Here is a 23,910-nt window from a genome sequence, read left to right as displayed (position 1 = left end):
TTATCATTAAAAGTGTAATTACTCTAATTCGTAATAGCTTATTTCATTGGACATTTTATTGGATGCAAGTTGGAATCCTTTCTCTGTTTGCCCGGTTTTTACATAATGTAAAAATAGTTGTCTTTCATAATGCTGATACATCAACTTGCTCCCCGTTTTGTTGAAATGGGGGAGAGCTGTATTTTCAATATACTCATATAGTTCTTGTTCATTTCCTTTTATGGTAAGTAAGTATATTTCAAAGAATACGTAGGTGGGGTCCTGGTGCTGAGTTGCCATCTTTAGTCCTTTTGTCGCTAAATGATTGAGTTCTTCGGAAGAAAGCAGATTCCCTTTCATACAAGCAAGTATATATCCGCTAAGTGTGACTAAATAATGTGACGCTGGCGTACACTCATTAATAAGTTTTAATGCTTTTTCATAGGATTCTTTTGATTCAGAATATCGTTTTCTCCTAAAATATTCGAATCCCAGATTGTTATGGATTTTATGCGCCCTTTCCTTGGAATTTACGGATTCACAGACCCTGAGGAGCTTATCATACTGTTGTTTGGTTTCTTCCATATCAAAGGGTTCCTTGGCATTCAATTGGATTAAGATTAAGGTTTCCGAATCGATGACCCTCAGGATATTCAATGTTTTCTGGAAAAAGTGCAGTGCTCTTTGCCCATAATAATAGGCAAAGGTGTTTGAATGAATGGAATGATACGCCAATGCCAAATGAAAATAATATTCGGAGTTTGGATATTCTTCGTCAATCTGTTTCAATGCTTTAATGCAAGAATCAAACTGCCTTGTTGAATGATAATAGATCCCTTTGACATGGAGCAATAAATTATGTTCGAAAGGGGAAAGGGAGTAGTTTTTATGTTCGAACAGGTCCAGGATTTCTTTTGCTTTTCCATGTTTATTCAAAAAAAGATAATATCTTGTTAAGAAAAGGTTATATTGGACAAAGAAGTCAGATAGAAACCTTAAAGGTTCCTTTTCAATTTCCCCTTTTAATTGGTGGATTTCGTTGGTACGAATCATAATGATCGCATCGTTCCATTCTGATAATTTTACCTGTAAGGAATGATAGCGGGAACGTTCACTATCCATATTGATTCCAAGCTTTTTTGCAAGTAAATCAGTAATTTCACTGGAATACTCTGTGATGCCTCTTTCGATTTTACTTAGATGGGTGGTGGAGCAGATCCCATGTGCAAGCTGCTCCTGAGTCAAACCCGAATCTTCTCGATGAAATTTAATTAATTTACCTTCAATCATAGTACACCCCGAGTGAACAGTTTATTTATCATTATAGGGAAATATCTTTGTTTGTTCTATAGATGGGGGACAAGACGGAGGTCTGAAGGCAATAACATCCAAATCAATAGAAATTGAGTCCCTAAACTGATTTTCTCTCTTCCTCATCCAGTTCGATCTGAACTTCCTTCACCAATTGGGGGGAATCCTGTATGATCTTCCCTATATAAATGAAACTAGCCACGGTAATCCCGGTCATGATCCAGCTAAAGGCTTGGCGGAGTATAATCCCTTTATCGAATGCTTCAACCCCGTACTCCAGGATAAGCCATGCTTTAACAATTGCCAGAATCCCACTTCTTAATGCAAAACATAGCGTGATTAATTGAAAGATTCGATAAAGAGGCTTTTTATAGTAGAGTCGCTTACTAAAGGTACGGTCGTATCCTTGAAGCTCTGCGAAGTCAAGTCCGAAGAAAAGGGAAATCGGTTTTCGTAACAATATGGTGATGAAGAAAAATAAACTTAAAGCAGCGGCATAGTATACATTATTCCATAGGAGTTGGATGGAGGAACCAGCCAGTACGTCAATCAGAGTACCGACAATCAGCGTGACTAAAATGAACAAGCCAAATGTATTTACTTTCTTCATTTCGATAAAACGATAAACCGTATAAATGATTCCTGGAACAGAGGAAAGGAGCATGGCATAGTAATCTCCAATGTAATCCCTCATGATATTCCATACGAAAAGTGGTAGTGCTACATAAATCAATAAGTCCAGTAAGACAAAATTCCTTTTCAACTTTATCCCTCTTCCTTTTATTTACTAATACTATTCATACGGACAAGGATGGAAGAAGTTTCACGATATCAGTTGATTTTGCCAATTGTGTCCCAATTCCCTTTTTGAAAAAGTGATAGGATAATGGTCTTTTTAAACACCCAGAGCTTAGAAAACCCTGAGTGTTTTGGTTATCCGGATATTCAGCGATCAGGGACTGTTTACAAAATAAGCGCCCGATTTTTTCTATGCTCTTTTCGCAAATGAGCCGTTTTGAATAGCCTCGATTCTTCTTCCGTCTGTGGTATGACCCTTGGTACCGGCTTAGGCTTACCATTTTCATCAACGGCGACCATTGTCAGGAATGATTCCGTCGTCAGTGTTTTGACACTCGTTACGAGATTCGTAGAGTACACCTTTACATACACTTCCATTGATGTCCTGCCTGTGGAAGTGACGTATGCTTCCAGGCTTAAAGCGTCGCCAACCGTGGCAGACGATAAGAAGTCCACCGAGTCAATCGATGCCGTAACGACGACTGAACTTGAATGTTTCATGGCGGATAGTGCCGCAATCTCATCAATATAGGAAAGGACCTTCCCTCCAAAGATGGTCTGCATATGATTGGTGTCAGGCGGCAATACCAATTTTGTTTGTATGGTTCGTGAACGTTCCACTGAATAGGCTTGCTCCATTTTCTCATCTCCCTGTTTGTAGTAAGAAACAAAAAAGCATCTCCTTTTGAAAAAGAAGATGCAGCTATTTCAAGCGAACGTCCAGAATCCTGTGATTCCTCATGTGGCTCATTTAGCGCAACACCCTCCTATCTCCCGTAGGAACTTCTGTGTTCTTCTCATTTGGCAGGTCTCCTGGCTCAGCGTCAGCGATTTCGCATTCCTTCCCATTTCGATTCGAAACAGTGGATCCATACGAATTCTCAGCCTTACAGTGGCGGGACCGCGTTGGACTTTCACCAACTTCCCTTTTAAGAAAATGAGCTAAAGATCATCTTCACCAATGAGCAATGATTAAATTGTGAACGCTTTTATTTTATCATAACCCTTAGTGAGTGAGGAGAAGGATTATGGTAAAATTTATAAACAAGTGGTTTTCAAAAAGGTAGTGAGGTCTGAAAAATGCCCCAAGACAAAATACAAAGAAACCAAATCGATAAAGTAGTAGAGTATATCGATCAACATCTAAGCGAAGATTTATCTTTAGAACAGTTGGCCAAAGTATCAACCTATTCCCCTTATCACTTTCAGAGGTTGTTTAAAGGGCTGATCGGTGAAACACCGGCAGGTTATGTGAAAAGAATGCGCCTGGAAAATGCAGCGCATATGCTCATTTACGAACCACAGCTTCCTATCACACAAATTGCGTTCATATGTGGTTTTTCATCATTATCCTATTTCACCTATTCTTTTAATGTTTACTTTAAAACCAGCCCCAAAAGCTGGCGGGAAGGTGCCTATTTAGAGCGTTTTCCGCGGGAATATCTTAATAGCAAGAAATCTAAACTTTTCAGCACAAAAGCGAAAGCATTCCAGGATGAAGAATCCTATAATGAGTTTAAATGGCTGGATTTATCGAAAGTGAAGATCGCTCATTTTCCAGAGTGTTCAACCGTCAATAGATTTCATATCGGGTCATATATCGAAGGCATTCCAGAAGCCTGGCAAGATCTATACAGATGGGGAAATGCCAGAAACCTCATAGAGAAGAGTCCTTTGATATTTGGAGTTCCAAAGAGCAACCCTTATATTACCCCACCTGAAAAAAGCAGGTATGAGTGTCGCATGGCAATCGAAAATCAAAATGACGCGGAGGATGAGGAACTCTATCCATTTCGAGGCAGTAAGCATGTGGTTTATGAATTCGATGAACCTGTCGACTACCGGGAAAGAGGGAAGTTAATCGAATGCTATTCTGAACTTTACAGCTATTGGCTGCCGAAAAGCGGATACAGATACCTTGGGAATCCGATTGAACTTGTGGAAATGATCAATCTACAAGGAACACTCGATATTGGATGTAACATTAAAGCGATCGCTTTAGCCATTGAGCCGAATTAATGGAGGAATAGGGATGGAATTAAATGTGAATTTGCTCGCGGTTTTAGCGGGGGCTCTGGTGTATATGGTATACGGCGGAATTTATTATTCTATTTTACTAGGGAAGAAGGAACAGGATAGTACTGGACCGATTAAATATGCAGTGGCTGTTATTGTTGCATTTATCAGCTCACTTCTTGTTGGGATTTTCGTTCAAGCCACCGGTTCCAATGGACTAGTCGAAGGAGCTTTGACAGGTGTATTCATTGGAATTCTTATTTCCATTGTCTACTTGAAAAATGCTCTATTTGGTCTTATGACAAAACGGATGTTTCTTATCGCGATTGGAGATCATCTCATCATATTTACCCTGCTAGGGGCTGTACACGGCTGGTTGTTATAGATTGTAAGCTCGAACTATTTAAAGGTTCGAGCTTTTTTTATATAAAATTAGGAGATTCACCTAAATTATTGAAACTTTTCTAACACTCTTCCGTAGATAGTATTGTAGCTAGCCATTTTATTAAATAATAAGTCAGTTGCTCGACTGATTTATAGAAAATGTTGAGAGGGGTTGTCAGAATGCTAGAATCATTAAGTATCATCGGATTTTTTATGTTCCTGATTCCTGTTCTGGTTATTGCAGCTATTGCAGGAATTGCCTATTATTTCTGGATGAGGTTCCGTTATCGTACAGCGAGATCCAACCAGGCACTGATCATTACCGGACCGAAACTGGGGGATCCTGAAAAGGAAACGAATATTTTCACCGACCAGGAAGGACGTTCCATGAAAATCATCAGGGGTGGGGGGTACAGATTAAGACGTTTCCAAACATCCACACCTGTTAATCTTACATCCTTCCAATTAAAACTATCGACACCTAGAGTGTACACAAATGGCGGAGTACCAATCGTTGCAGATGCAGTGGCGATGGTGAAGGTGGCCGACACATTAAACGGGATTGCGAACTATGCCGAGCAGTTCCTTGGTAAGGATCAAAAAGAAATTGAAGATGAAATCATCGAGGTACTGGGAAGTAATCTTCGTGCGATTCTTTCCAAAATGACTGTTGAAGACATTAACAGCAACCGTGAAAAATTTAACGCTGACGTATCAGAAATCGCCCAGAAACAGCTGGATCTCATGGGCTTCAAAATTACGTCACTCGGGTTAACTGACATAAGGGATGCAGACGAAGAAAATGGATACTTAAAAAATCTTGGTCGTCCACGTATCGCCGAGGTTCGCAAGCAAGCTGAAATTGCAGAAGCAAACACCGAGCGTGAAACCCGTATTCACCGGGCCCAAACCGATCAGGAAGCGAAAGAGGAAGAATATAAGCGTCAAATTACCATTGCCCAATCGAAAAAAGAGAAGGACATCAAAGACGCAGCCTTCAAAGAAGAAACAGAGCGGGCGAGAGCAAAGTCCGAACAGTCCTATGAGTTGGAAAAAGCCAAACTTACCAAGGAAGTGAAAGAAGAAGAGTTAACCCTTCAATTCCTTGAGCGTGAACGTGCCGTTAAGCTTGAAGCAGAAGAATCAAAAGTTCGTAAAACGAAAGCAGATGCCGAATACTACGAAACCACTCGTAAAGCGGAAGCCGAAGCTCGCAAGGCTGAAATTGACGGGGAAGCGAAAGCCAAGATCCGTAGAGAAGAAGGTTCTGCCGAAGCCGATGTTATCAGAGAGCGAGGGAAGGCGGAAGCCGAATCCCGTAAACTGCTGGCAGAAGCAATGGAGAAACATGGCGATGTCATCATTACAGAGAAACTAATCGAAATGCTGCCAGTTTTCGCAGAGAAAATTGCCCAGCCTCTGAACAATATTGACTCTGTTAAAATCATTGATTCCGGTAATGGCCAGGGAGTTCCTTCCTTTGGGAAAAGCATCACCAGAACGATGCTTGACATGCAGGAACCGCTACGGGAAATGACAGGCATCGATGTAGGTGAATTGCTGAAGTCATATGCAAACAGATCCCAGGAAAGACCTTACCAGCCAGCCATTTCAGAGTCAGCTGACAAGGAAGTTGCTGTAACGAGCGAAGAAAAAGAGTCAAAAGAAGAAGTTCAAAGTAAATAAGGAAAATGGAGATGTCTCAGCAATGTAGACATCTCTTTTCTTATGTTACCCCAACTTCAATATGCCGGGAACTTTTAACATCAAACAATCCTAAATCTGTCAGCTTCAACTCAGGGATCACAGGCAAAGTGAGAAAAGAGAGAGTCAGAAATGGATTAAAGTCCCCGGAGAATCCTAATGCTACAAATGCATTTTTCAACTCGCGGAGCCCTGATACCACCTCTTCAAATCCCTGATCAGACATTAACCCCGCAATCGGTAATGGAAGAGAGGCTATGACATTTCCTTCTCTCACCATCACCAGGCCGCCATTCATATCGTTAAGCGCCTTGATGGCTAGCAGGATGTCACGATCATTTGTACCAGTTGCGACAATATTGTGTGAATCATGAGCAATGGTGGTAGCGATGGCTCCTTCTTTCAAACCGAATCCATTTACAATCCCCAGGCCAATGTTTCCCGTCCCATTATGTCTTTCAACGACAGCCATTTTAAGTTGATCCTGTTGAATAGAAGGGATAAAGAATCCATTTTCTACTTCAACCTTTTCAATCTTTTTATTGGTTCTAAGCTGGTTAGGAATGATTTCGATGATATGAGCTTCTTTTGTACCGCCCATTTCAATTTGGAGATGCTTTTCAGTGAGCACAGGAATATGAACAGTTGAAGTCAACGATGTTTTTGGCGCCGGTTTTAGGATTGAGTCGCCGACAAACTGACCATGTGCAGCTACTTGTTTCCCTTCTTTGTACACCTCTGTTATAGAGACCGTTTTAAGGTCATCCAGGAATAAAAAATCCGCATCGTATCCAGGTGCAATTGCGCCTTTCCTGTGTAATCCATAACATTCAGCAGCATTCAAAGAGGCGATGCTAATCGCCAATAGAGGGTCGAGCCCTTCCTTGATTGCTAAGCGGATATTGTGATCGATGCTGCCTTCCTCGATTAAGTCATCCAAGTGCTTATCATCTGTACAGAATAGACAGCGACGGGAATTTCTTTCGTTAACAACCCCAATAAGTGATTTTAAATCTTTGGCCACGGATCCTTCACGAATGAGAAGGTACATACCCCGGCGTATTCGTTCCAATGCTTCAGGGACTGTGGTGCATTCATGATCGGTTCGAATACCTGCGGATTTATAAACATTGATCGCATTTGTATAAAGCCCTGCTAAATGTCCGTCTATATTGTGACTATACTCTGAAGTGACAGTAATTTTATCAACAATGGAATCATCGCCTTTTTGGAGGGATGGGTAGTCCATTACCTCTGCGAGTCCAAGGACACGCTCATGCTTATAGAAAGGTTTCAGCTCTTTTGCTGTCAGCGTTGCTCCTGCATTTTCAAATGGAGTTGCCGGCACGCAGGATGGAAGCATGGTAAACACATCTAATGGAATGTTCCCTGCATCATCGAGCATAAATCCAATTCCTTCTTCTCCGGCTACATTCCCGATTTCATGAGGGTCTGTAATAACGGTCGTGACCCCATGAGGAAGGACGACTTTTGCAAATTCAGATGGTGTCACCATGGAGGATTCAATATGAACATGTGCATCGATAAAGGACGGGCTAATATATCTCCCCTTGGCGTCGATGACCTGCTTCCCTTCAAATTCTCCAATTCCAACGAACATTCCATCGGTAATCGCGACATCTCCATCCATGATTTCAAGATTAAACACATCTATTATTTTCCCATTCTTTATGACCAGATCTGCAAGGTTGTCTTTATTCGCAGCTGCAATTCTTTTTTTCAGTATAGCTTTTTTTGTATCCATGAAATCCTCTCCTTATCTAAATGAAAAACCCCGGGATGCACCCAGGGTTTGACATAGAGAGAGAAGAGAAGGGACTCCTGCCCCTGCTCCCTCTCGTAGTCAAACCATTTACGGTAGTTTGGTAGAAACTTTTGGACCATATTTCCAATATTATACGAGTATGTGGATGATATTATTTGTTGAAAATGATTATTTCACATTTTATATGCATCGGAGGGAATGTGTCAATGGTAATCAGTTTACCTACTTTATAGAAAATAATCTTCCCTTTTGTGAGTGAAAATGTCTCAGAGAGTTGAATGTGCTAACCGGACAGTTTAATAGTTGATATATTTCTTTGCTAGTTATACATTTAATGTACAAGTAAAATACAAAACTTGTACAAATCACAAAAGGAGTGGAAGAAATGAAAAAGATTTTCTCGATTTTGGCAACTGTCATGTTAATGTTATCACTGGCTGGAGGTGCTTTTGCGGCTGAGAATGATGCGATGGTGCGTATTGTCCATGCTTCTCCTGATGCTCCGGCTGTCGATGTGTATGTGGATGGAAATGCAGTGGTTGAAGGCGCAGAGTTTAAAGCAGCAACAGATTATATGAATCTTCCTGCAGGGGACCATAAAGTAGAAATTTATGCTGCAGGCACATTGGGAAGCGAAGACCCAGTCATTTCTCAAGATTTAACGGTTGAAGCAGGAATGGCTTACACCGTCGCGGCTGCTAATACAGTGGAAAACCTGGAATTAGTCGTAGCGCAGGATTCAATGGAAATAACAGAAGGAATGACTAAGGTGCGCGTTGGACATCTTTCTCCGGATGCACCGACCGTTGATGTTGGTCTTGTAGGTGGAGATGCGTTGTTCAGTGGAGCTGAATTCAAAGCGATTACTGATTATCAGGAATTAGATGCAGGAACATATGACTTAGAGATCAGAACACCAGAAGGAGATCAAGTGTTGGACCTGTCTGGAACAATGCTTGAAGAAAACACAGTATACAGTGTGTTTGCAATCAATACAGCAGATCAATTGGAAGTACTTGTCCTGAAAGATTATACATTGATGCCTGGCAGCATGCCTGAAACAGGGATGGGTGGAGCAGCGACTGAACAATCATCTACTCTTCCTATGGTGCTGGCTGCAACGGTATTAGGTGGAGCAGCTATACTATTTGTTACACGCAAAAAACTGCAAAAATAATGAAAAGACTACTATTGTCTATCCCTTTGATGGCTCTTCTGGCGGCATGTGTTGCCGAAGAGCCTCAATCGGTTACGAAAAGAGAAGTTCAATCATCCACCATTGAACAGCCTGTTCAACCCGTTATTCCTGAACCGCAAAAAGAAGAATATGGTATGTCACCAGCTACTCTTTCCATACCGAAACTTGACCTCGAAGCTCCTATCAAGAAATTTGGACTCGATAAGGAAGGTAACATGGAGCTTCCTGACAATGGAAAGGAAGTTGCATGGTTTGAACCGGGCTTTCAACCAGGAGAAAAAGGGAATGCCGTTCTGGCTGGACATGTAGATGACGAGAAAAAGGCTGCTGTCTTTTTTGAATTAAAAGAGCTTGAACCTGGCGACCAAATCCATTTGCGAGATGAAAATGGAGCAACCCTGACATTTGTAGTAAGGGAAAAAGTCGCTTATCAAAAAGATGACGCACCTCTTAGAACCATTTTCGGTCCTAGTGAAAAACGCATGCTTAATTTGATAACATGCACAGGTTATTTTGACCGGGAAATCGATAATTACGTAGAACGATTGGTTGTCTTTACAGAACTGGTCGAAGAGAATAAAGGAATTTGAAGAGCTTATCTCCCGTTACGTGGAAGATAAGCTCTTTTATTTCCATAAAAATCCTTTACACCAACCTGATTTCCTTTACTATTAATAGAGAGAGTTTTCTGAAAAACACTTTGGAGGTTAAGATGAAATTAAAAATTATTCATACCAATGATCTGCACAGTCATTTTGAAGCGTTCTCGAGGGCAGCGTCCTTGATAAAAGCGCATAAAGACGAGAACACACTTATTCTTGATGGGGGGGACTTTGCTGATTTCAGAAGCGTCGAGCTTCAAGGAACGAGAGGAATGGCAGCTATCGAACTGTTGGAATTTGTCGGCTATGATGCGTTAACAATTGGAAACAATGAAATGTTCAATGGATTCGATACCCTTGAGCATATGGCAAGTAATACTCCCGTACCGTTTATTAGTAATAATCTTTATAGGAAAGATAAAACGGTGGCCAATGGGGTAAAACCAAGCGTCATACTGGAAAAAAACGGTTTACGTATCTTGATTACAGGTTCGTCTCCGGACTTAGGAGGTTTCAATGACGGTCTGGGTGTGCATATTACCGATTTTAAAAATGCAATCGTAGAGGAAATAGAGCGTAATCGTGGAAACTATGATGTTTGCATTCTTCTCAATCATGTAGGGACACTAGAAGATGATGAGCTGGCGAATGAACTTGATGGAATAGATATCATCTTATCTGCTCATGACCACAAGCTTTATCCACAAGCAAAAGTAATAAACGGGACCGTGATGAATAGTGCCGGTTGTTATGGGGAATACGTTGGTATTGTGGAAGTGGATGTAACAAAGGATGGTGTCAAATTACTCCGGGGGGAAACGATTGCATCCGGGTCTTCTCCTATCGATAAAGAGGTCGTTGCCATATTAAAAGAAAATAAAAAGAAAGCGATTGACGTATTAAGCAGGTCATTATATAAACTCGACCAGTCACTTTGGCATGATGTGATTGAAGAGAATCCAATCACGAATTTAATCGCCGACGGGCTGCAGGACATGTTGAAATGCGATCTTGGCTTGATAAATAGTGGAATAGTGAACGCTGGTGCATTTGATTTTATCAGCAATAAAAAATTGATCGAAATCTGTCCATCGCCACTGAACCCAACGTCTTTTGACATTCAAGGAAAGCATATTCGTACGGCAATTCAGCATTCTCTGGATGCTGGAGTTTGTTTAGCTGATGGAAGAGGTCCAGGATTCCGGGGGAAATTCGTTGGAAGGCTCCATGTTTCAGGGGCAGAGATTACTCATGATGGTAAAAGAGTATCGGAAATCCACATTGGGAATGTTCCTCTCGAAGATGAGAAGTGGTATTCCGTTGCATCCTCTGATTATTTGCAAAGAGGATCCGGCTATGAATCCCTCGCCCATAACAGGAATGAACAATACCTGCCGGAGGAAATACGCGATGTGATCCGGATGTACGGGGATCGGAAGGATTTTATAGAGAAAGCTTATATGACCAGGTGGAAGGAAAGTAGTGACATCATGGCTTAGAATTCTATGCATGATGTGTCAAAGAGACAATCGTTAATTCTTTCTGAGTATTTGTTACATTATACACGATTGCCGGTCACACAGAAGGCTGTAAGGTAGAAAAAATAGGAATATAAATTACGAGTGAAGGGATTCATTGAAAAAGTGATGAACTCATAAAAAGGGAGCAAATCGATGGGAGAAAAGACTTTATTTGAAGCGTATAAACAGACTGATTATCAACTTCAGGGACATGGCAAACGAAATCTGGATGTTCTTAAAGGTGCTTTAGTGGATGTAGATGCTGACGTTGAAAGCGATATTTACGGATCAGGAAAAATAATAGAAGACTTCCAAAACAAAATGGCAGCCTATCTGGGAAAAGAAAGTGCTGTTTTCTTCCCAAGTGGAACGATGGCTCAGCAGATCGCCCTGCGTATCTGGTGCGATCAAAAAGATTTGCACAGAGTGGCGTACCATCCTTTATGTCATTTAGAGATTCATGAAGAAGATGGGTTGAAGAAATTACATGGAATTGAACCGATTCTTTTGTCTGACAAGGAACGTGTGATTGGGCTGGAAGACGTAGTTGGACTTGAAACGGACATCGCATGCTTACTGTTAGAGCTGCCTCAAAGGGAAATCGGTGGTCAACTACCAAACTACGAGACTCTCGAAGCCATCTCAGAATACTGCCGGGATAAAGGAATCAAGCTTCATTTAGACGGTGCCAGGCTTTATGAAATTCTGCCCCATTATGGGAAACCAGCAGAGGAAGTCTGTACTCTTTTCGATAGTGTCTATATTTCATTCTATAAAGGAATCGGAGGAATTGCAGGTGCGATCCTGGCAGGAAGCGAGGAGTTTACTAAAGAATCAAAGGTATGGAAAAGACGTCATGGCGGTGATCTCATCAGCCTCTATCCCTACATCCTGAGTGCAGACCATTATTTTGATCAACGTATCAACAAAATGGATCAGTATTACGAAGGAGCAAAAGAACTTGCCGGTCTTTTTAACGCCTGCCAGGGTGTATCGACCCTTCCAGAAAAGCCTGTTTCCAATATGTTTCATGTCTTCTTCCACTATCCGCAAAAAGAAATAGAAACGATTTTGATGGATGTGTATGACGAGACAGGTATCGGTTTAACTGGTTATGTAAAAGAAGTGACTGAAAATGAGTGTGCGTATGAAGTAAGCGTAGGAGATCAATACAAGAACGTTTCAAAACAAGAATTGAGTAAGCTATTTGTGGTGTTGGATCAGAAATTGAAAAGATTGATAGAGAAATAAACGACCATAAAGTGGTACCGGATGATTCCGGTGCCGCTTTTTTTTGAGGGACGGACCTCCACCAATACAGAATCCTTGCCATTACAGCATTCTTCTCATAAATCACTATTTTGGAGGTCCGTCCCTCAATTTACGGTGCCGCTATTTTCGGAGGGACGAACCTCACACCCGTCATTTTATTCAGTATTGAATCCCGTCCCTATCACATTCTTCTAATATAAACAGAGGTCCGTCCCTCTCCGGAGAAAGAAATATCTTTTTTACTATTGAAATATTCTGATTATTAGGTATAATTCGATACATTATACATTTTTTAGAAGGGGAGAGGGCTTATGAGTGTGAAGGATAGTCGATTGGTGGATGAACTGGGGGAAGTCGTAGCCAGTCATCGGGTGACGGTGAATGAGACGATTTTAGAGCAGCACGGGAAGGATGAATCCTATCATAGGCCGAGCTCTCCGGATATAGTGGTATTCCCTGAGAGTGCCGGGGAGGTGAGCGGGATTGTGAAGGTGGCAGCTGCTCATCACACACCAATTATCCCGTTTGGTCTGGGTACAAGCCTTGAAGGTCATGTGATTCCATATGATAAAGGAATTACCATTGATTTTTCCCGGATGAATAAAATACTCGAGGTGAGGGAGAAGGATTTCCTCGTAAAGGTTCAGCCTGGTGTCACACGTTCACAGTTAAATAAAGAATTGAAGAAGTATGGTCTCTTTTTTTCAGTTGATCCCGGTGCTGATGCGACCCTCGGAGGCATGGCTGCCACGAATGCGAGTGGGACGACTTCTGTAAAATATGGAGTCATGCGGGATCAGGTCCGGGATTTAGAAGTGGTTCTTCCGGATGGAGAAGTGATTCATACAGGAAACATGGCTCAGAAATCATCGTCCGGCTATCACTTAAACAGTTTATTCGTAGGTTCAGAGGGCACGTTGGGATGTATTACGGAGCTGACCTTACGCGTATATGGCATACCTGAGCATATTGTGGCGGCACGAGCATCGTTCAATCATATAAATGATGCAGTGGAAGCGGTCGTATCCATTTTACAAGCAGGCATTCCAATTGCGAGAGTGGAGCTGGTGGATGAACCATCGATGGTTCAAGTAAATCGATTCAGTGAGACGGATTATAAAGAAAAACCTACTCTTTTTCTTGAGTTTCATGGTAATGAAGCAGGTCTCCAACAAGATGTAGAATTCACCAAAGAGATTATGTCTGATCATAAATGTGAAGAGATTGCGTTTGAAGAAGACACTGCAGGTAGGAATAGATTGTGGGAAGCGAGGCATAATCTTGCCTATGCTTATGTACATGGAAATCCAGGAAGGAAGCTCATGGTGACAGACGTGTGTGTGCCGATTTCAGAATTGTCCGGTGCCGTACAGCATGCTCGAAAAAGGCTGGAAGAATTAGAGTTGATAGGGGGGATCCTCGGACATGTCGGTGATGGGAATTACCATACATCACTCATGATTGATTTAAACGACCCTGAAGAGGTGAAGAGAGCGGAATTATATAACGAACAAATTGTGGAGTATGCCCTTGAACGAAATGGCACATGTACGGGTGAACATGGTGTAGGAGTCGGAAAGATGAAGTATCAACAGAGGGAACACGGTGGTGCTTTGCAGGTCATGGAGAAAATCAAGCTGGCACTTGACCCAAATGAACTCTTTAATCCTCATAAACTCGTACATAAAAAGAAGGAGGAACAGAAATGAAACTACTCGAAACGATCAGCAATCTGGCAGGTAAGTATTTCGCTATTTGGGTCATCCTCGTAGCGGCGGTAGCTTATTTTGTTCCTGCTCCATTCCTGTCATTGGGCGGCTACATAACGATTCTATTAGGTGTCGTGATGTTCGGCATGGGACTTACATTAAAGCCCGTCGACTTTCAGCTTGTTCTTAAGAAGCCGTTGCCAGTCATCACAGGAGTACTGGCCCAATTTATCATCATGCCACTAGGTGCCCTATTGATAGCGTACATACTGAATCTACCTAATGAATTAGCGGCTGGATTGGTATTACTGGGGTCGGTTCCCGGTGGGACGGCGTCCAATGTCATGGTGTATTTGGCAAAAGGGAATCTGGCATTATCCGTGGCCATGACATCACTGTCAACATTATTGGCACCTATTGCGACTCCACTGATTTTATTAGCATTAGCAGGTCAATGGCTTCCTGTCGATCCAATCGCCATGTTTCTTTCCATCGTTCAAGTGATCATCGTACCCATCACACTTGGGTTAGTCATTCGAAAGCTATTCCCGAGCACAGTGGAAAAAAGTTTAAATGTCATTCCGTTGATTTCAGTATTGGCAATCATAATCATCGTATCGGCTGTTGTTTCAGCAAATGTTGAAAATATCGCAACCTCGGGAGTGATCATTTTTACGGCAGTAATCCTGCATAATTTATTTGGACTTGGACTGGGGTATGGCACAGGAGTTCTTATGAAATTAGATGAAAGTAAGCGAAGAGCCATTTCGATTGAAGTCGGGATGCAAAACTCTGGACTTGGAGTCGCACTTGCAACTGCTCACTTTGGACCACTTGCCGCACTCCCAAGTGTGATAGCAGCCGTGTGGCATAATATTTCTGGGCCGATCCTTGCGACGTTCTGGAGTAAGAAACCTGTGAAGGAAGAGAAAGAGGAGGAATTTGTACCTCGTGCGGCTAGTCCGAATGCAAGGTTATGAATTGAGAAGACTTGATATGGTTGAAGTGAAAGAACAATGGTATTCACATTTTTATAAGATTGAGGCAGTAGGGGAAAAGGACTGATCCACTTTGTGTGGACCAGTCCTTTTTAATGAAAATTATGATCAATTATATGGCAGAGAGGGACGGACCTATACGCATCTCCTCCAACACACAAAAGCCCGTTCCTATCACATTCCTCTAAAAAATATCATACACCAAGGTCCGTCCCCAAAGTCTCTCCCCACTTATTTTTTCAACAACAAATACATAAAGTAAGGAGCCCCGATCAAAGCGATCATGATCCCTGCTGGAATGCCATCGGGTTCCAGGATATTACGACCGACTGTGTCAGCGAGTAATAGTATCCATCCGCCAAGCAGTATGGCAATCGGGATGAACATTTGATTGCGTGGTCCGACCAATGCTTTGGCGATATGGGGGGCCATTAATCCGATAAAGGCAATTCCACCTGTGACGGAAACAGCTGATGCGGCTAGGGCAACAGCTACCATCAGCATGATGAAACGTTCACGATTGATGGAAACTCCTACGCCGACAGAGACAGGTTCACTTAATCCCAGAAGATTCAGCATCTGAGATTTATAGATTGCAAACGGAATCAGAATCACCAACCAGGGGAGAATAGCCCAGATAAACGGCCAGTCTGAGCCCCAGATATTCCCTGCAAGCCACATGGCAATGAAATCCACTTTTGCCCGTTCAGCACTTGAGATGAGAATGATCATGAGCCCCGACAGTGCCATGGAGAATCCGACCCCTACTAAGACTAATCTGACAGGCTGAATCCCATTACGCTTACTATACGAAAACATATAGATGAAGCAGGCTGTAAGAAGAGCACCTGCGAAAGCCACAACTGGCAGCAGATACGCAAATGAACCGGCGTCTATCGGGAAAAATAAAAAGAAGATGGCAATGGAAACCCCTGCCCCGGAATTGATTCCAATGATACCCGGATCAGCTAAGTCATTACGTGTGATACTTTGTAAAATGGAACCGGAAAGCGCCAGGGCCATCCCCGCCAAAATCGTAATGATGATTCTTGGTAAACGAATGGAAAATAGGATGAATTCTTCTTTAAATGACCCTTCACCTAAAACAGTAGGGAGTAGACGATCATATGAAACAGAAGAATAGCCCAGTCCAATACTAATAAATGTTGTTGCTGCGATAAGGATTAGTAGTCCAATAAGAAGTAAACGTTGTTTTTTAATCAAATCCGGATGTATCATCAGAAGCCTTTCCCTCCTTTATGCACGATAAATAGGAAGAAAGGTAAGCCCATCATCGCGACGATCGCTGCCACAGGTGTTTCGTAAGGGGCGTTGATTGTTCGGCCGAGCGTATCGGCGAGCAGCATGAATGTTGCTCCAAACAGGGTGGAGATAGGGATGATCAAGCGGTAATCTGTCCCCACCACAGCCCGTACAATATGAGGGATCATCAAGCCGATGAATACCATATTCCCGACAAGGGCAACGGCAGCGCCTGCAAGTAGAACGATCACGATAAACAGGATCGTTTTCACAAAAGCCGTACGTTGACCCAATCCGACGGCAACTTCCTCGTTTAAACTTAGTATGGTTAGTTGTCTGGATAAAAAGATTGAAACCACGATACCGATTAAAATAAATGGAACAATCACTTGAAGCTGATTCCACGTTGTCCCGATCATTCCACCGGCCGTCCACATCGACACATCTTTGGAAAGTTTAAAATAGAGACCGATTCCTTCAGAAATGGCAAATAAAAAGGCGGAAACGGCAGCACCGGCCAATACAATTCTAAAGGGAGAGAAGCCGCCCCGTTTCATTGAGCTGATGCCGAATACCAACAATGCCCCTACAGCAGAGCCGATGAAGCAAGCAATCATAATGCCGTAGTAGCTGATGGAAGAAGAAAAGGCAAGAGCAACGGCTAATGCTGCGTTTGCTCCTGCTGTCAATCCAAGTAACCCCGGGTCTGCAAGGGGATTTCGCGTCATGCCCTGCATGATGGCTCCCGATACGGCTAAAGAAGCTCCAACAACAATGGCGGCAACTTCTCTAGGGAAGCGGATCTCCCGCAGGATGGTTACCTTATTCCCGTCACCGGCAGGAGTCAGTGCAAGCCATACGTCCTTCACCGTTGTCTCTGCAGCCCCATACACCACAGATATAAGAAAAGCAGCAACAAATAAGAAGGTGGCCCCGAAAAATTTATAAAAAAATGGAATTCGCTGATTTTGAGTTTTCATAATCAATCATCTTTTCTTTATTGGAGTAGAAAGAAAGGGAATTCTTGTGATAAGAATCCCCTTTACAAATTAGTTGCCTAGAAATTTCTCTTTGAAGAAATCCAACTGGTAATCCAGTGTTAATGGATCATTAAAGTAGAATTCCATCATGTTCACTTCATATACTTGGTTGTTCTTAACAGCAGGAATGTTTTTGTATGTTTCTGTTTCCATAAATGAGTTATCTGCTTTCGGATCTTTGCTTATAATCAGATAATCTCCGGCATACTCAGGCATTACCTCTGTTGAAAGAGCGAAATATCCAGGTTCCAACGCTTGTTCTTTTACTTTTTTAGGCATCTTCAGGTCCATTTCCTGATAAAGGATCTCGGTACCGCGGCCCCAGTTGTTTCCATATACGTATAATTGCTTATTGAAGCTTTCAATAACGGAAACGGTTGTATCTTCCCCAATTTTCGCTTTGATGTCTTCTCCTGCAGTCTGGGCACGCTTCTTGAAGTCATCCACCCATTCTGTAGCTTCTTTTTCTTTATTTAGTAGTTTACCAATTTCGATGTGCTGCGTTAAATAGTCTACTTTTCCATAAGTGTATGTAACAGTAGGGGCAATCTCATTTAACTTATCGACATTTTTAATATTGGATAGGCCGATGATTAGATCAGGGTCAAGCTCTATGATTTTCTCCAAGCTTTCGTCGGTTACTTCTTCCACATCTTTTAATTCCTTATCCCAACGAGGATTCATTTTTGACCATGAGTCGACACCTACAACATTCACATCCAACGCCATGACGTTCCCGGCAAATGAGGACAGTACGACTACACGCTGTGGATCTGCCGGTACTTCAACCGGTCCATTTTCTGATTGATAGGTGATGGTATCAGAAGATTTGCTTTCCTTTTCTTTTGAATCCGAGCCTTCTTCTTTCGTAGAGCTGTTACCGCAGGCACTAACGAGCAGCACTAACAGCAGAGTAAACGGGATGAGCCATTTCTTCATGTTGATCTTCTCCTTTTAGTAGATTATATGTGTAACACATTGGCTTGTTTGTTCGAGGATCTCTACCGATCTCAGCATCGATTTGAAATACTTTTTTCAGGACCTCATGTGTGATGACTTCCTCACAATTTCCGGCTTTCACGATTTCTCCTTCTTTTAAAGCAACGATGTAGTCGGCAAATCGAGCAGCTTGATTTAGATCATGGAGGACCATCACAATGGTGCGTTCCTGTTCTCTATTCAGCTTCTGTAGAAGTTCCAGTACTTCCAGCTGGTGAGCCATATCTAAATATGTAGTCGGTTCATCGAGGAAGATGATATCTGTTTCCTGTGCGAGAGCCATGGCAATCCAGACGCGTTGTCTTTGACCGCCTGATAAGGCATCGACTTCCCTGTGCTTAAACTCCAGGGTCCCCGTCACCTCAAGAGCCCAATTGATGACGTCATAATCTTTCTTTGACATACGGCCCATTCCTTTTTGATGAGGGAAACGACCATATGAAACCAATTCCCCAACCGTCAGTCCACTGGCACTTTCGGGGGTTTGAGGAAGAATCGCCATCTTCTTCGCTAATTCCTTTGTGTTTCCTTTCGAAATGTTTTCACCATCTAACAGGACGTTACCGGAGTGATGGGGGATGATACGGGTAATCGCTTTCAGTAAAGTTGATTTTCCACAACCATTCGAACCTATAATCGTTGTGATTTTTTTATCAGGGATGTCCACACTTAAGTTTTTTACGATGAGGCGTTCACCGTAGCCAATGTTTAATTCGTTTGTATAGAGGCGGACCATTTTAAGACCTCCGTTTATAGATTAGTAAAGTGATAATGATAATTATTCTCAATCTTGAGCAATTTAAATACTATAATCCTTTTTTACTAATGTCAATAGAAATTTATATTGTCAAAGCATTAATAAAGATGTAGGATGTAATTGAGAATGATAATCAATTATATCTTGGTTACTCAAGGAGTGGACGGAAATGGATAATCATGAACTATTTGATGTGACAGTCATTGGGGGAGGTCCAGCGGGACTTTACTCAGCTTTCTATAGTGGACTTAGAGAAATGAAAACAAAGATCATCGAGTTTCAACCATCATTAGGTGGAAAGATACATGTGTATCCTGAGAAAATGATTTGGGATTTAGGGGGACTCACTCCGATTCCCGGGGCGAAATTAATTGAGCAGCTTGTTCAACAAGGATTGACGTTCGATCCGACTGTCGTGTTGAACGAAAAAGTTGAATCCATTACACGTAATGAAGAAGGTATCTTTATATTAGAGGGTTCATCAGGGGAAAAACACTACTCGAAAACCGTCATCACTGCAGTGGGAAGCGGAATCATCAACCCTCAAAAGCTTGATATCGAAGGGGCAGAACGATTTGAAGTTTCTAATTTAAACTACACAGTCAAATCATTAAAAAGATTTAAAGATAAGACGGTCATCATATCAGGTGGGGGTAACTCAGCCATCGATTGGGCAAATGAATTAGAACCCGTAGCGAAGAAAGTGTATGTTGCCTATCGAAAGGAAGCATTGAACGGTCACGAAGCTCAATGTGCCCAGCTCATGAATAGCTCGGCCTCCTGCCTGCTCAACACATCGATTACCAAGCTGATTGCAGCCGTCGATCACGAATCCATTGAAAAGGTGCAACTGACCAATCATCAGACAGGAGAGGTTTCCTATTTACCCATTGATGAAGTAATCATTAATCATGGGTATGAAATAGATACTTCTCTGCTTAAAAATAGTTCATTGAATATCGACATGATCGACCAGTATTACATAGCCGGTACGACAACCAGCGAATCATCGATCGAAGGTCTTTACGCAGCGGGTGACATCTTGAAACACGACGGAAAGGTGAACTTGATTGCAGGAGCATTCCACGACGCTGCCAACGCAGTCAATAAAGCGAAGCAATTCATTCAACCTGAAGCAAATAAAGTCGCCATGGTCTCTTCCCATAACGAAGTATTCAAGAAGAGAAATAAAGAACTGGTCAGGCAGATGATGAAATGAAAAATAAAGCTCTCTCCACATCCGGAGAGAGCTTTATTTATACAAATAGATCTTAATATGCCCTTGTTTATCGACCGTGGCCAGTAATACCTCATACACAGTGACATTGTAAGAGGTCTTTAGCTGATCATGTAGCCAGTGTTCATCCTTTTCAAGTTTCAGTAATAGAGATTGATTGATTTTTCGATCTTCAATAATAGGCATGGGGAGATCGAACCCCTTTGGAGACAGGGATAGGTCCTTTTGAGTCACAGCCTGGTATTGTGGTTTGAGAAATATGGAGATTTCTCCGCCGGTTTCCCACAGGGCCAACGCCACATTCTCAACTTCTTCGGTCTGCTGCTTTCTTAATTCAGACAAAAGGCTGTCTAAGGGTACTCGTGCTTTTTTGAGATTTTTATATAGGATTTCCCCATTATCGATCAATGGAATGGGGGAGGGGTCAAGTATTTTTCGTATGAAGGTTGAGTGCAGACTGAGGTATACCCCAATCAGATAGAGAGCCACCAATGTACCCATGGTGAGCATGGAGCCTTTCAATCCCAGTCCTTCGTCCGATAATGGGTGAGCCATGATGTTCCCTATTAAGAGGGCCATAACAAAATCAAGGAACCTTAACTGTGAAATGGATCGTTGCCCCATTAATTTAGCTATGACAATTAGGAACATAAAGCCAAAAATAGCGCGTAAAATCCATTCCAGGGAAGTCAACGATTCCTGACTCATAAAGAAATCCAAACGAACACGTCCTCACTTCTATCAACTGCCATATAGTATCTCCAATAGATTCCTTCACAAAACAAAAAAGATGCCTACAAATGTAAGCATCTTTTGGAATTAAGCATTATATTGTTCAACGTTTTTATTGTGGGGTGAAACAGATTTCTTATTTACTAAGTATCCAATGAGTAAAACCCCAACCGTAAGACCGATTGTGATCAAATACGTAACAGGACCATGATGGATATTAAGTAAATGTAAGAATTTCTCGTCTCTCACAATCATTTCACCTGCTGTAAATGCTAGAATTCCTGCACCCAGATAGGCAATCCATCGATATTTTTCAAGTACTCTAACAATCGCCTTTGATCCGAATATCATGATCGGAATCGAGATGAATACGCCCAGGGCAATCATACCCATATGTCCATGTGCTGCACCCGCAACGGCCACCACATTATCAAGGCTCATGACGGCATCTGCGATAATGATGGTCGTGATCGCTTGTCTAAGGCCGGTGTGAGATTTAATATTGGCTTCTTCTTCTCCTTCTACAAGTACTTTGTAGGCGATCCATAAAAGAAGGACCCCACCGATCAGATGAACATAAGGAATTTTTAGTAAGTAAACAATAATGGCAGCAAAGAAAATGCGCAGAATAACAGCTCCTGCTGTTCCCCAGAAAATCGCTCTGTTTTGATGTTCTTTCGGTAACCCTCTCGTTGCCATAGCGATGACAATCGCGTTATCCCCGGACAGTATGATATCAATTGCAATGATTTTTAATAGTGCAATGATGGCTCCGGATGAGATGGCAAGTCCAAGTGGAAATAATAAATCCATATTCAGTTCCTCCTTGATTCTACTAAACTATGAACGAAACACTAACTAATCTATAGTACCACAATTGATAGAATATTGAACCGCTATTATTTCTAAGATAAATATTTCCAATTTGTACTAGTACTATTTAATCAATGAAGGATCAGTACCCCTATCATGAAAGAAAAAGCCCCATCTCTCATACTTTGAGATGGGGCTTTCGGTTTTGACATTTATCATTTATTAAGATTGCGGGTAGGGAGGTGGATAGGGGTAAGGGTACGGGTAGGGGTAAGGATAAGGATAAGCCGGAACCGGTACAGGATAAGGACCCGGTGAAGCAGCAGCCCCTACGGCCAATCCAGTAACCGTTCCTGCAGCGAATCCTGGATGATAACCCCAGTTGCCTCCGTGATTCCAATTTCCTCCGTGGTTCCAACTTGTTCCGTGTCCCCAAGTGGCATGCCCTCCGCCTCCGTGTATCGGTCTGTACATACTGAATGGTTGATTAAACAATGCTCTCACCTTTCTCAATATAAAGAAGTTGCTTTATCATATGTGGATTTTTCGAAAGGGTTTAATTAGTTTTAGCTGATAAAATAAGACAGAAGTCAACTCCGTGAACTTTATAAACAATATACCCACAAAGTTCCTTTTGCCGTTTATTTACGATTTATTTTATTAAATTTCTGAATTTTCTATAATGGAAGCGTTACCAATAATATTTAAAGGGGGAAATGTTGATGAAAATGAAAACAGGTATCATGGCTATTATTTTATCAAGTTTACTAGTTGTCACCACTGCATGCGGAGGGTCGAATTCTGCAAGTAATTCTGAGAGTGATGGGGAATGGAGTCCGTCTAAACCAATTGAAGTCGTGGCTCCAGCAGGTGCCGGCGGAGGTTGGGATACGACGGCCAGGACCGTTTCAAAGGTAATGGAAGAACAGAAGATCATTGAAGAGCGCATGGCTGTAGTTAATAAACCAGGTGGCGGGGGCTCTGTCGGCTGGTCATATATTGATAGTAAAAAAGGAGATAACCACACGATGTTCGTCACGTCTCCACCGATCTTCTTTGTTCCCCTTAATGGACAGTCCACACTGTCTCACAAAGACTTCACACCTATAGCCGGGGTGATCGCTGACTATGCAGCCTTTGTTGTAGACGCGGATTCACCTTACGATACGATGAATGATCTTGTCGATGCATTAAAAAAGGATCCGACATCAGTATCCATTGTAGGGGTTTCTTCACCGGGAAGCATGGATCATATGCAGTTCGTAAAGGCGGTTAAGGCAGCAGGGGTGGACGTTAAAAAGCTGAAATATGTTTCCGCTCAAGACGGATCTGGAATGAGCATGCTCCTGGGAGGAAAAGTGGATGTGTACTCGACGGGCCTTGCGGAAGCTTCTGAACAAGCCCGTGCAGGCAAGGTGAAGGTTCTGGCGATTACAGCTCCAGAACGTTTGAAAGGAGATACGGTATCAGAGTTCCCGACGTTAAAAGAACAAGGGATTGATGATGAATTTGTTGTGTGGCGTGGATTCTTAGGCCCAAAGGACATGGATCCCGATGCCGTTGCTTATTATGAGAAAGCGTTTAAAGACATGATCGAAACGGATCAGTGGAAGGAAATGCGGGACAAGTTTGGCTGGACGGACAACTACATGTCTTCAGAAGAGTTCAGTTCCTTCCTAGATGAAGAATACAAAGAAATTGAAACATTAATGGAGGAAATCGGGTTGAAAAAATAATGAGGTCTGGAGCAGAAACATCTGCTCCTTCCTTTTCAAGATTAGGAGTGAATCAC

General features: G+C 42.2%; 22 protein-coding genes and 2 riboswitches. Of the genes, 11 read left to right on the top strand and 11 right to left on the bottom strand.

What is annotated here, in order from left to right; translation table 11 throughout:
- Positions 1–18: 18 nt before the first annotated feature.
- From ACIFOD_RS15460 to ACIFOD_RS15450, 3 genes are all read right to left on the bottom strand, one after another.
- On the bottom strand, positions 19–1,269 hold the full coding sequence (locus ACIFOD_RS15460) for a helix-turn-helix domain-containing protein (RefSeq protein WP_430315359.1): 1,251 nt from the start codon (positions 1,267–1,269) through the stop codon (positions 19–21).
- A gap of 121 nt (positions 1,270–1,390) precedes the next feature.
- Positions 1,391–2,053: a VC0807 family protein gene (locus ACIFOD_RS15455; protein WP_430315358.1), complete on the bottom strand. Its 663-nt coding sequence runs from the start codon at positions 2,051–2,053 to the stop codon at positions 1,391–1,393.
- A 200-nt stretch (positions 2,054–2,253) separates the two neighbouring features.
- A complete protein-coding gene (locus tag ACIFOD_RS15450; RefSeq protein WP_430315357.1) occupies positions 2,254–2,727 on the bottom strand; it encodes an acyl-CoA thioesterase in 474 nt (157 codons plus the stop codon).
- 147 nt (positions 2,728–2,874) lie between these two features.
- A riboswitch (cobalamin riboswitch) is annotated at positions 2,875–3,065 on the bottom strand.
- 103 nt (positions 3,066–3,168) lie between these two features.
- Here ACIFOD_RS15450 and ACIFOD_RS15445 point away from each other — a divergent pair.
- The 3 genes from ACIFOD_RS15445 (at position 3,169) to ACIFOD_RS15435 (ending at position 6,174) form a co-directional block, all read left to right on the top strand.
- Entirely contained in the window at positions 3,169–4,107 is a 939-nt protein-coding gene (locus ACIFOD_RS15445; protein ID WP_430315356.1) for an AraC family transcriptional regulator, read from the top strand.
- Between the two features lie 13 nt (positions 4,108–4,120).
- The gene (locus ACIFOD_RS15440; RefSeq protein WP_430315355.1) at positions 4,121–4,489 is read left to right on the top strand and encodes a DUF1761 domain-containing protein; all 369 of its coding nucleotides are present in this window, start codon (positions 4,121–4,123) and stop codon (positions 4,487–4,489) included.
- A gap of 179 nt (positions 4,490–4,668) precedes the next feature.
- Positions 4,669–6,174, top strand: a complete 1,506-nt coding sequence (locus ACIFOD_RS15435) for a flotillin family protein (protein ID WP_430315354.1) — start codon at positions 4,669–4,671, stop codon at positions 6,172–6,174.
- A 40-nt stretch (positions 6,175–6,214) separates the two neighbouring features.
- Here ACIFOD_RS15435 and ade read toward each other — a convergent pair whose 3' ends face one another.
- Positions 6,215–7,957: an adenine deaminase gene (gene ade, locus ACIFOD_RS15430; RefSeq protein ID WP_430315353.1), complete on the bottom strand. Its 1,743-nt coding sequence runs from the start codon at positions 7,955–7,957 to the stop codon at positions 6,215–6,217.
- Positions 7,958–8,033: 76 nt separating this feature from the next.
- A riboswitch (purine riboswitch) is annotated at positions 8,034–8,135 on the bottom strand.
- A 228-nt stretch (positions 8,136–8,363) separates the two neighbouring features.
- Here ade and ACIFOD_RS15425 point away from each other — a divergent pair.
- From ACIFOD_RS15425 to ACIFOD_RS15400, 6 genes are all read left to right on the top strand, one after another.
- A complete protein-coding gene (locus tag ACIFOD_RS15425; RefSeq protein WP_430315352.1) occupies positions 8,364–9,155 on the top strand; it encodes a DUF4397 domain-containing protein in 792 nt (263 codons plus the stop codon).
- Positions 9,155–9,766, top strand: coding sequence for a class F sortase (locus ACIFOD_RS15420; protein ID WP_430315351.1), 612 nt, complete (start codon positions 9,155–9,157; stop codon positions 9,764–9,766). The genes ACIFOD_RS15425 and ACIFOD_RS15420 overlap by 1 nt, the downstream gene beginning before the upstream one ends.
- 122 nt (positions 9,767–9,888) lie before the next feature.
- Positions 9,889–11,277: a bifunctional metallophosphatase/5'-nucleotidase gene (locus tag ACIFOD_RS15415; protein ID WP_430315350.1), complete on the top strand. Its 1,389-nt coding sequence runs from the start codon at positions 9,889–9,891 to the stop codon at positions 11,275–11,277.
- A gap of 174 nt (positions 11,278–11,451) precedes the next feature.
- On the top strand, positions 11,452–12,549 hold the full coding sequence (locus ACIFOD_RS15410; protein ID WP_430315349.1) for a threonine aldolase family protein: 1,098 nt from the start codon (positions 11,452–11,454) through the stop codon (positions 12,547–12,549).
- Positions 12,550–12,881: 332 nt separating this feature from the next.
- A complete protein-coding gene (locus tag ACIFOD_RS15405) occupies positions 12,882–14,279 on the top strand; it encodes an FAD-binding oxidoreductase (protein WP_430315348.1) in 1,398 nt (465 codons plus the stop codon).
- Positions 14,276–15,259 (top strand): bile acid:sodium symporter family protein, encoded by a 984-nt coding sequence (locus tag ACIFOD_RS15400; RefSeq protein WP_430315347.1) that lies wholly within the window; start codon positions 14,276–14,278, stop codon positions 15,257–15,259. The genes ACIFOD_RS15405 and ACIFOD_RS15400 overlap by 4 nt, the downstream gene beginning before the upstream one ends.
- Positions 15,260–15,508: 249 nt before the next feature.
- Here ACIFOD_RS15400 and ACIFOD_RS15395 read toward each other — a convergent pair whose 3' ends face one another.
- From ACIFOD_RS15395 to ACIFOD_RS15380, 4 genes are all read right to left on the bottom strand, one after another.
- Complete coding sequence (locus tag ACIFOD_RS15395) at positions 15,509–16,516, bottom strand: FecCD family ABC transporter permease (RefSeq protein WP_430315346.1); 1,008 nt, start codon at positions 16,514–16,516, stop codon at positions 15,509–15,511.
- Complete coding sequence (locus tag ACIFOD_RS15390; RefSeq protein WP_430315345.1) at positions 16,516–17,520, bottom strand: FecCD family ABC transporter permease; 1,005 nt, start codon at positions 17,518–17,520, stop codon at positions 16,516–16,518. Before ACIFOD_RS15390 ends, ACIFOD_RS15395 begins: the two co-directional genes overlap by 1 nt.
- A 69-nt stretch (positions 17,521–17,589) precedes the next feature.
- Positions 17,590–18,519, bottom strand: a complete 930-nt coding sequence (locus ACIFOD_RS15385) for an ABC transporter substrate-binding protein (RefSeq protein WP_430315344.1) — start codon at positions 18,517–18,519, stop codon at positions 17,590–17,592.
- Complete coding sequence (locus tag ACIFOD_RS15380; protein ID WP_430315343.1) at positions 18,470–19,315, bottom strand: ABC transporter ATP-binding protein; 846 nt, start codon at positions 19,313–19,315, stop codon at positions 18,470–18,472. Before ACIFOD_RS15380 ends, ACIFOD_RS15385 begins: the two co-directional genes overlap by 50 nt.
- A gap of 190 nt (positions 19,316–19,505) precedes the next feature.
- Between ACIFOD_RS15380 and ACIFOD_RS15375 the strand changes: the two genes are divergently transcribed.
- Complete coding sequence (locus ACIFOD_RS15375; protein ID WP_430315342.1) at positions 19,506–20,555, top strand: NAD(P)/FAD-dependent oxidoreductase; 1,050 nt, start codon at positions 19,506–19,508, stop codon at positions 20,553–20,555.
- A 33-nt stretch (positions 20,556–20,588) separates the two neighbouring features.
- Here the strand turns inward: ACIFOD_RS15375 and ACIFOD_RS15370 are convergent, their stop codons facing one another.
- The 3 genes from ACIFOD_RS15370 to ACIFOD_RS15360 all read right to left on the bottom strand — a co-directional run bounded on the left by ACIFOD_RS15370 (position 20,589) and on the right by ACIFOD_RS15360 (position 22,592).
- Positions 20,589–21,293, bottom strand: coding sequence for a DUF421 domain-containing protein (locus tag ACIFOD_RS15370; protein WP_430315341.1), 705 nt, complete (start codon positions 21,291–21,293; stop codon positions 20,589–20,591).
- Between the two features lie 99 nt (positions 21,294–21,392).
- A complete protein-coding gene (locus ACIFOD_RS15365) occupies positions 21,393–22,118 on the bottom strand; it encodes a TerC family protein (RefSeq protein WP_397552549.1) in 726 nt (241 codons plus the stop codon).
- 222 nt (positions 22,119–22,340) lie between these two features.
- Positions 22,341–22,592 (bottom strand): hypothetical protein, encoded by a 252-nt coding sequence (locus tag ACIFOD_RS15360; protein ID WP_430315340.1) that lies wholly within the window; start codon positions 22,590–22,592, stop codon positions 22,341–22,343.
- A gap of 254 nt (positions 22,593–22,846) precedes the next feature.
- On the opposite strand from ACIFOD_RS15360, the gene ACIFOD_RS15355 reads away from it, so the two are divergent.
- Positions 22,847–23,854, top strand: a complete 1,008-nt coding sequence (locus tag ACIFOD_RS15355) for a tripartite tricarboxylate transporter substrate binding protein (RefSeq protein WP_430315477.1) — start codon at positions 22,847–22,849, stop codon at positions 23,852–23,854.
- Positions 23,855–23,910: the final 56 nt, after the last annotated feature.

Source organism: Rossellomorea sp. NRS-1567, from assembly GCF_050467885.1.
Lineage (GTDB): Bacteria > Bacillota > Bacilli > Bacillales > Bacillaceae_B > Rossellomorea > Rossellomorea aquimaris_C.
The sequence above is the reverse complement of the archived record's forward strand: the minus strand, read 5'-3'. Positions and strand labels throughout refer to the sequence as shown.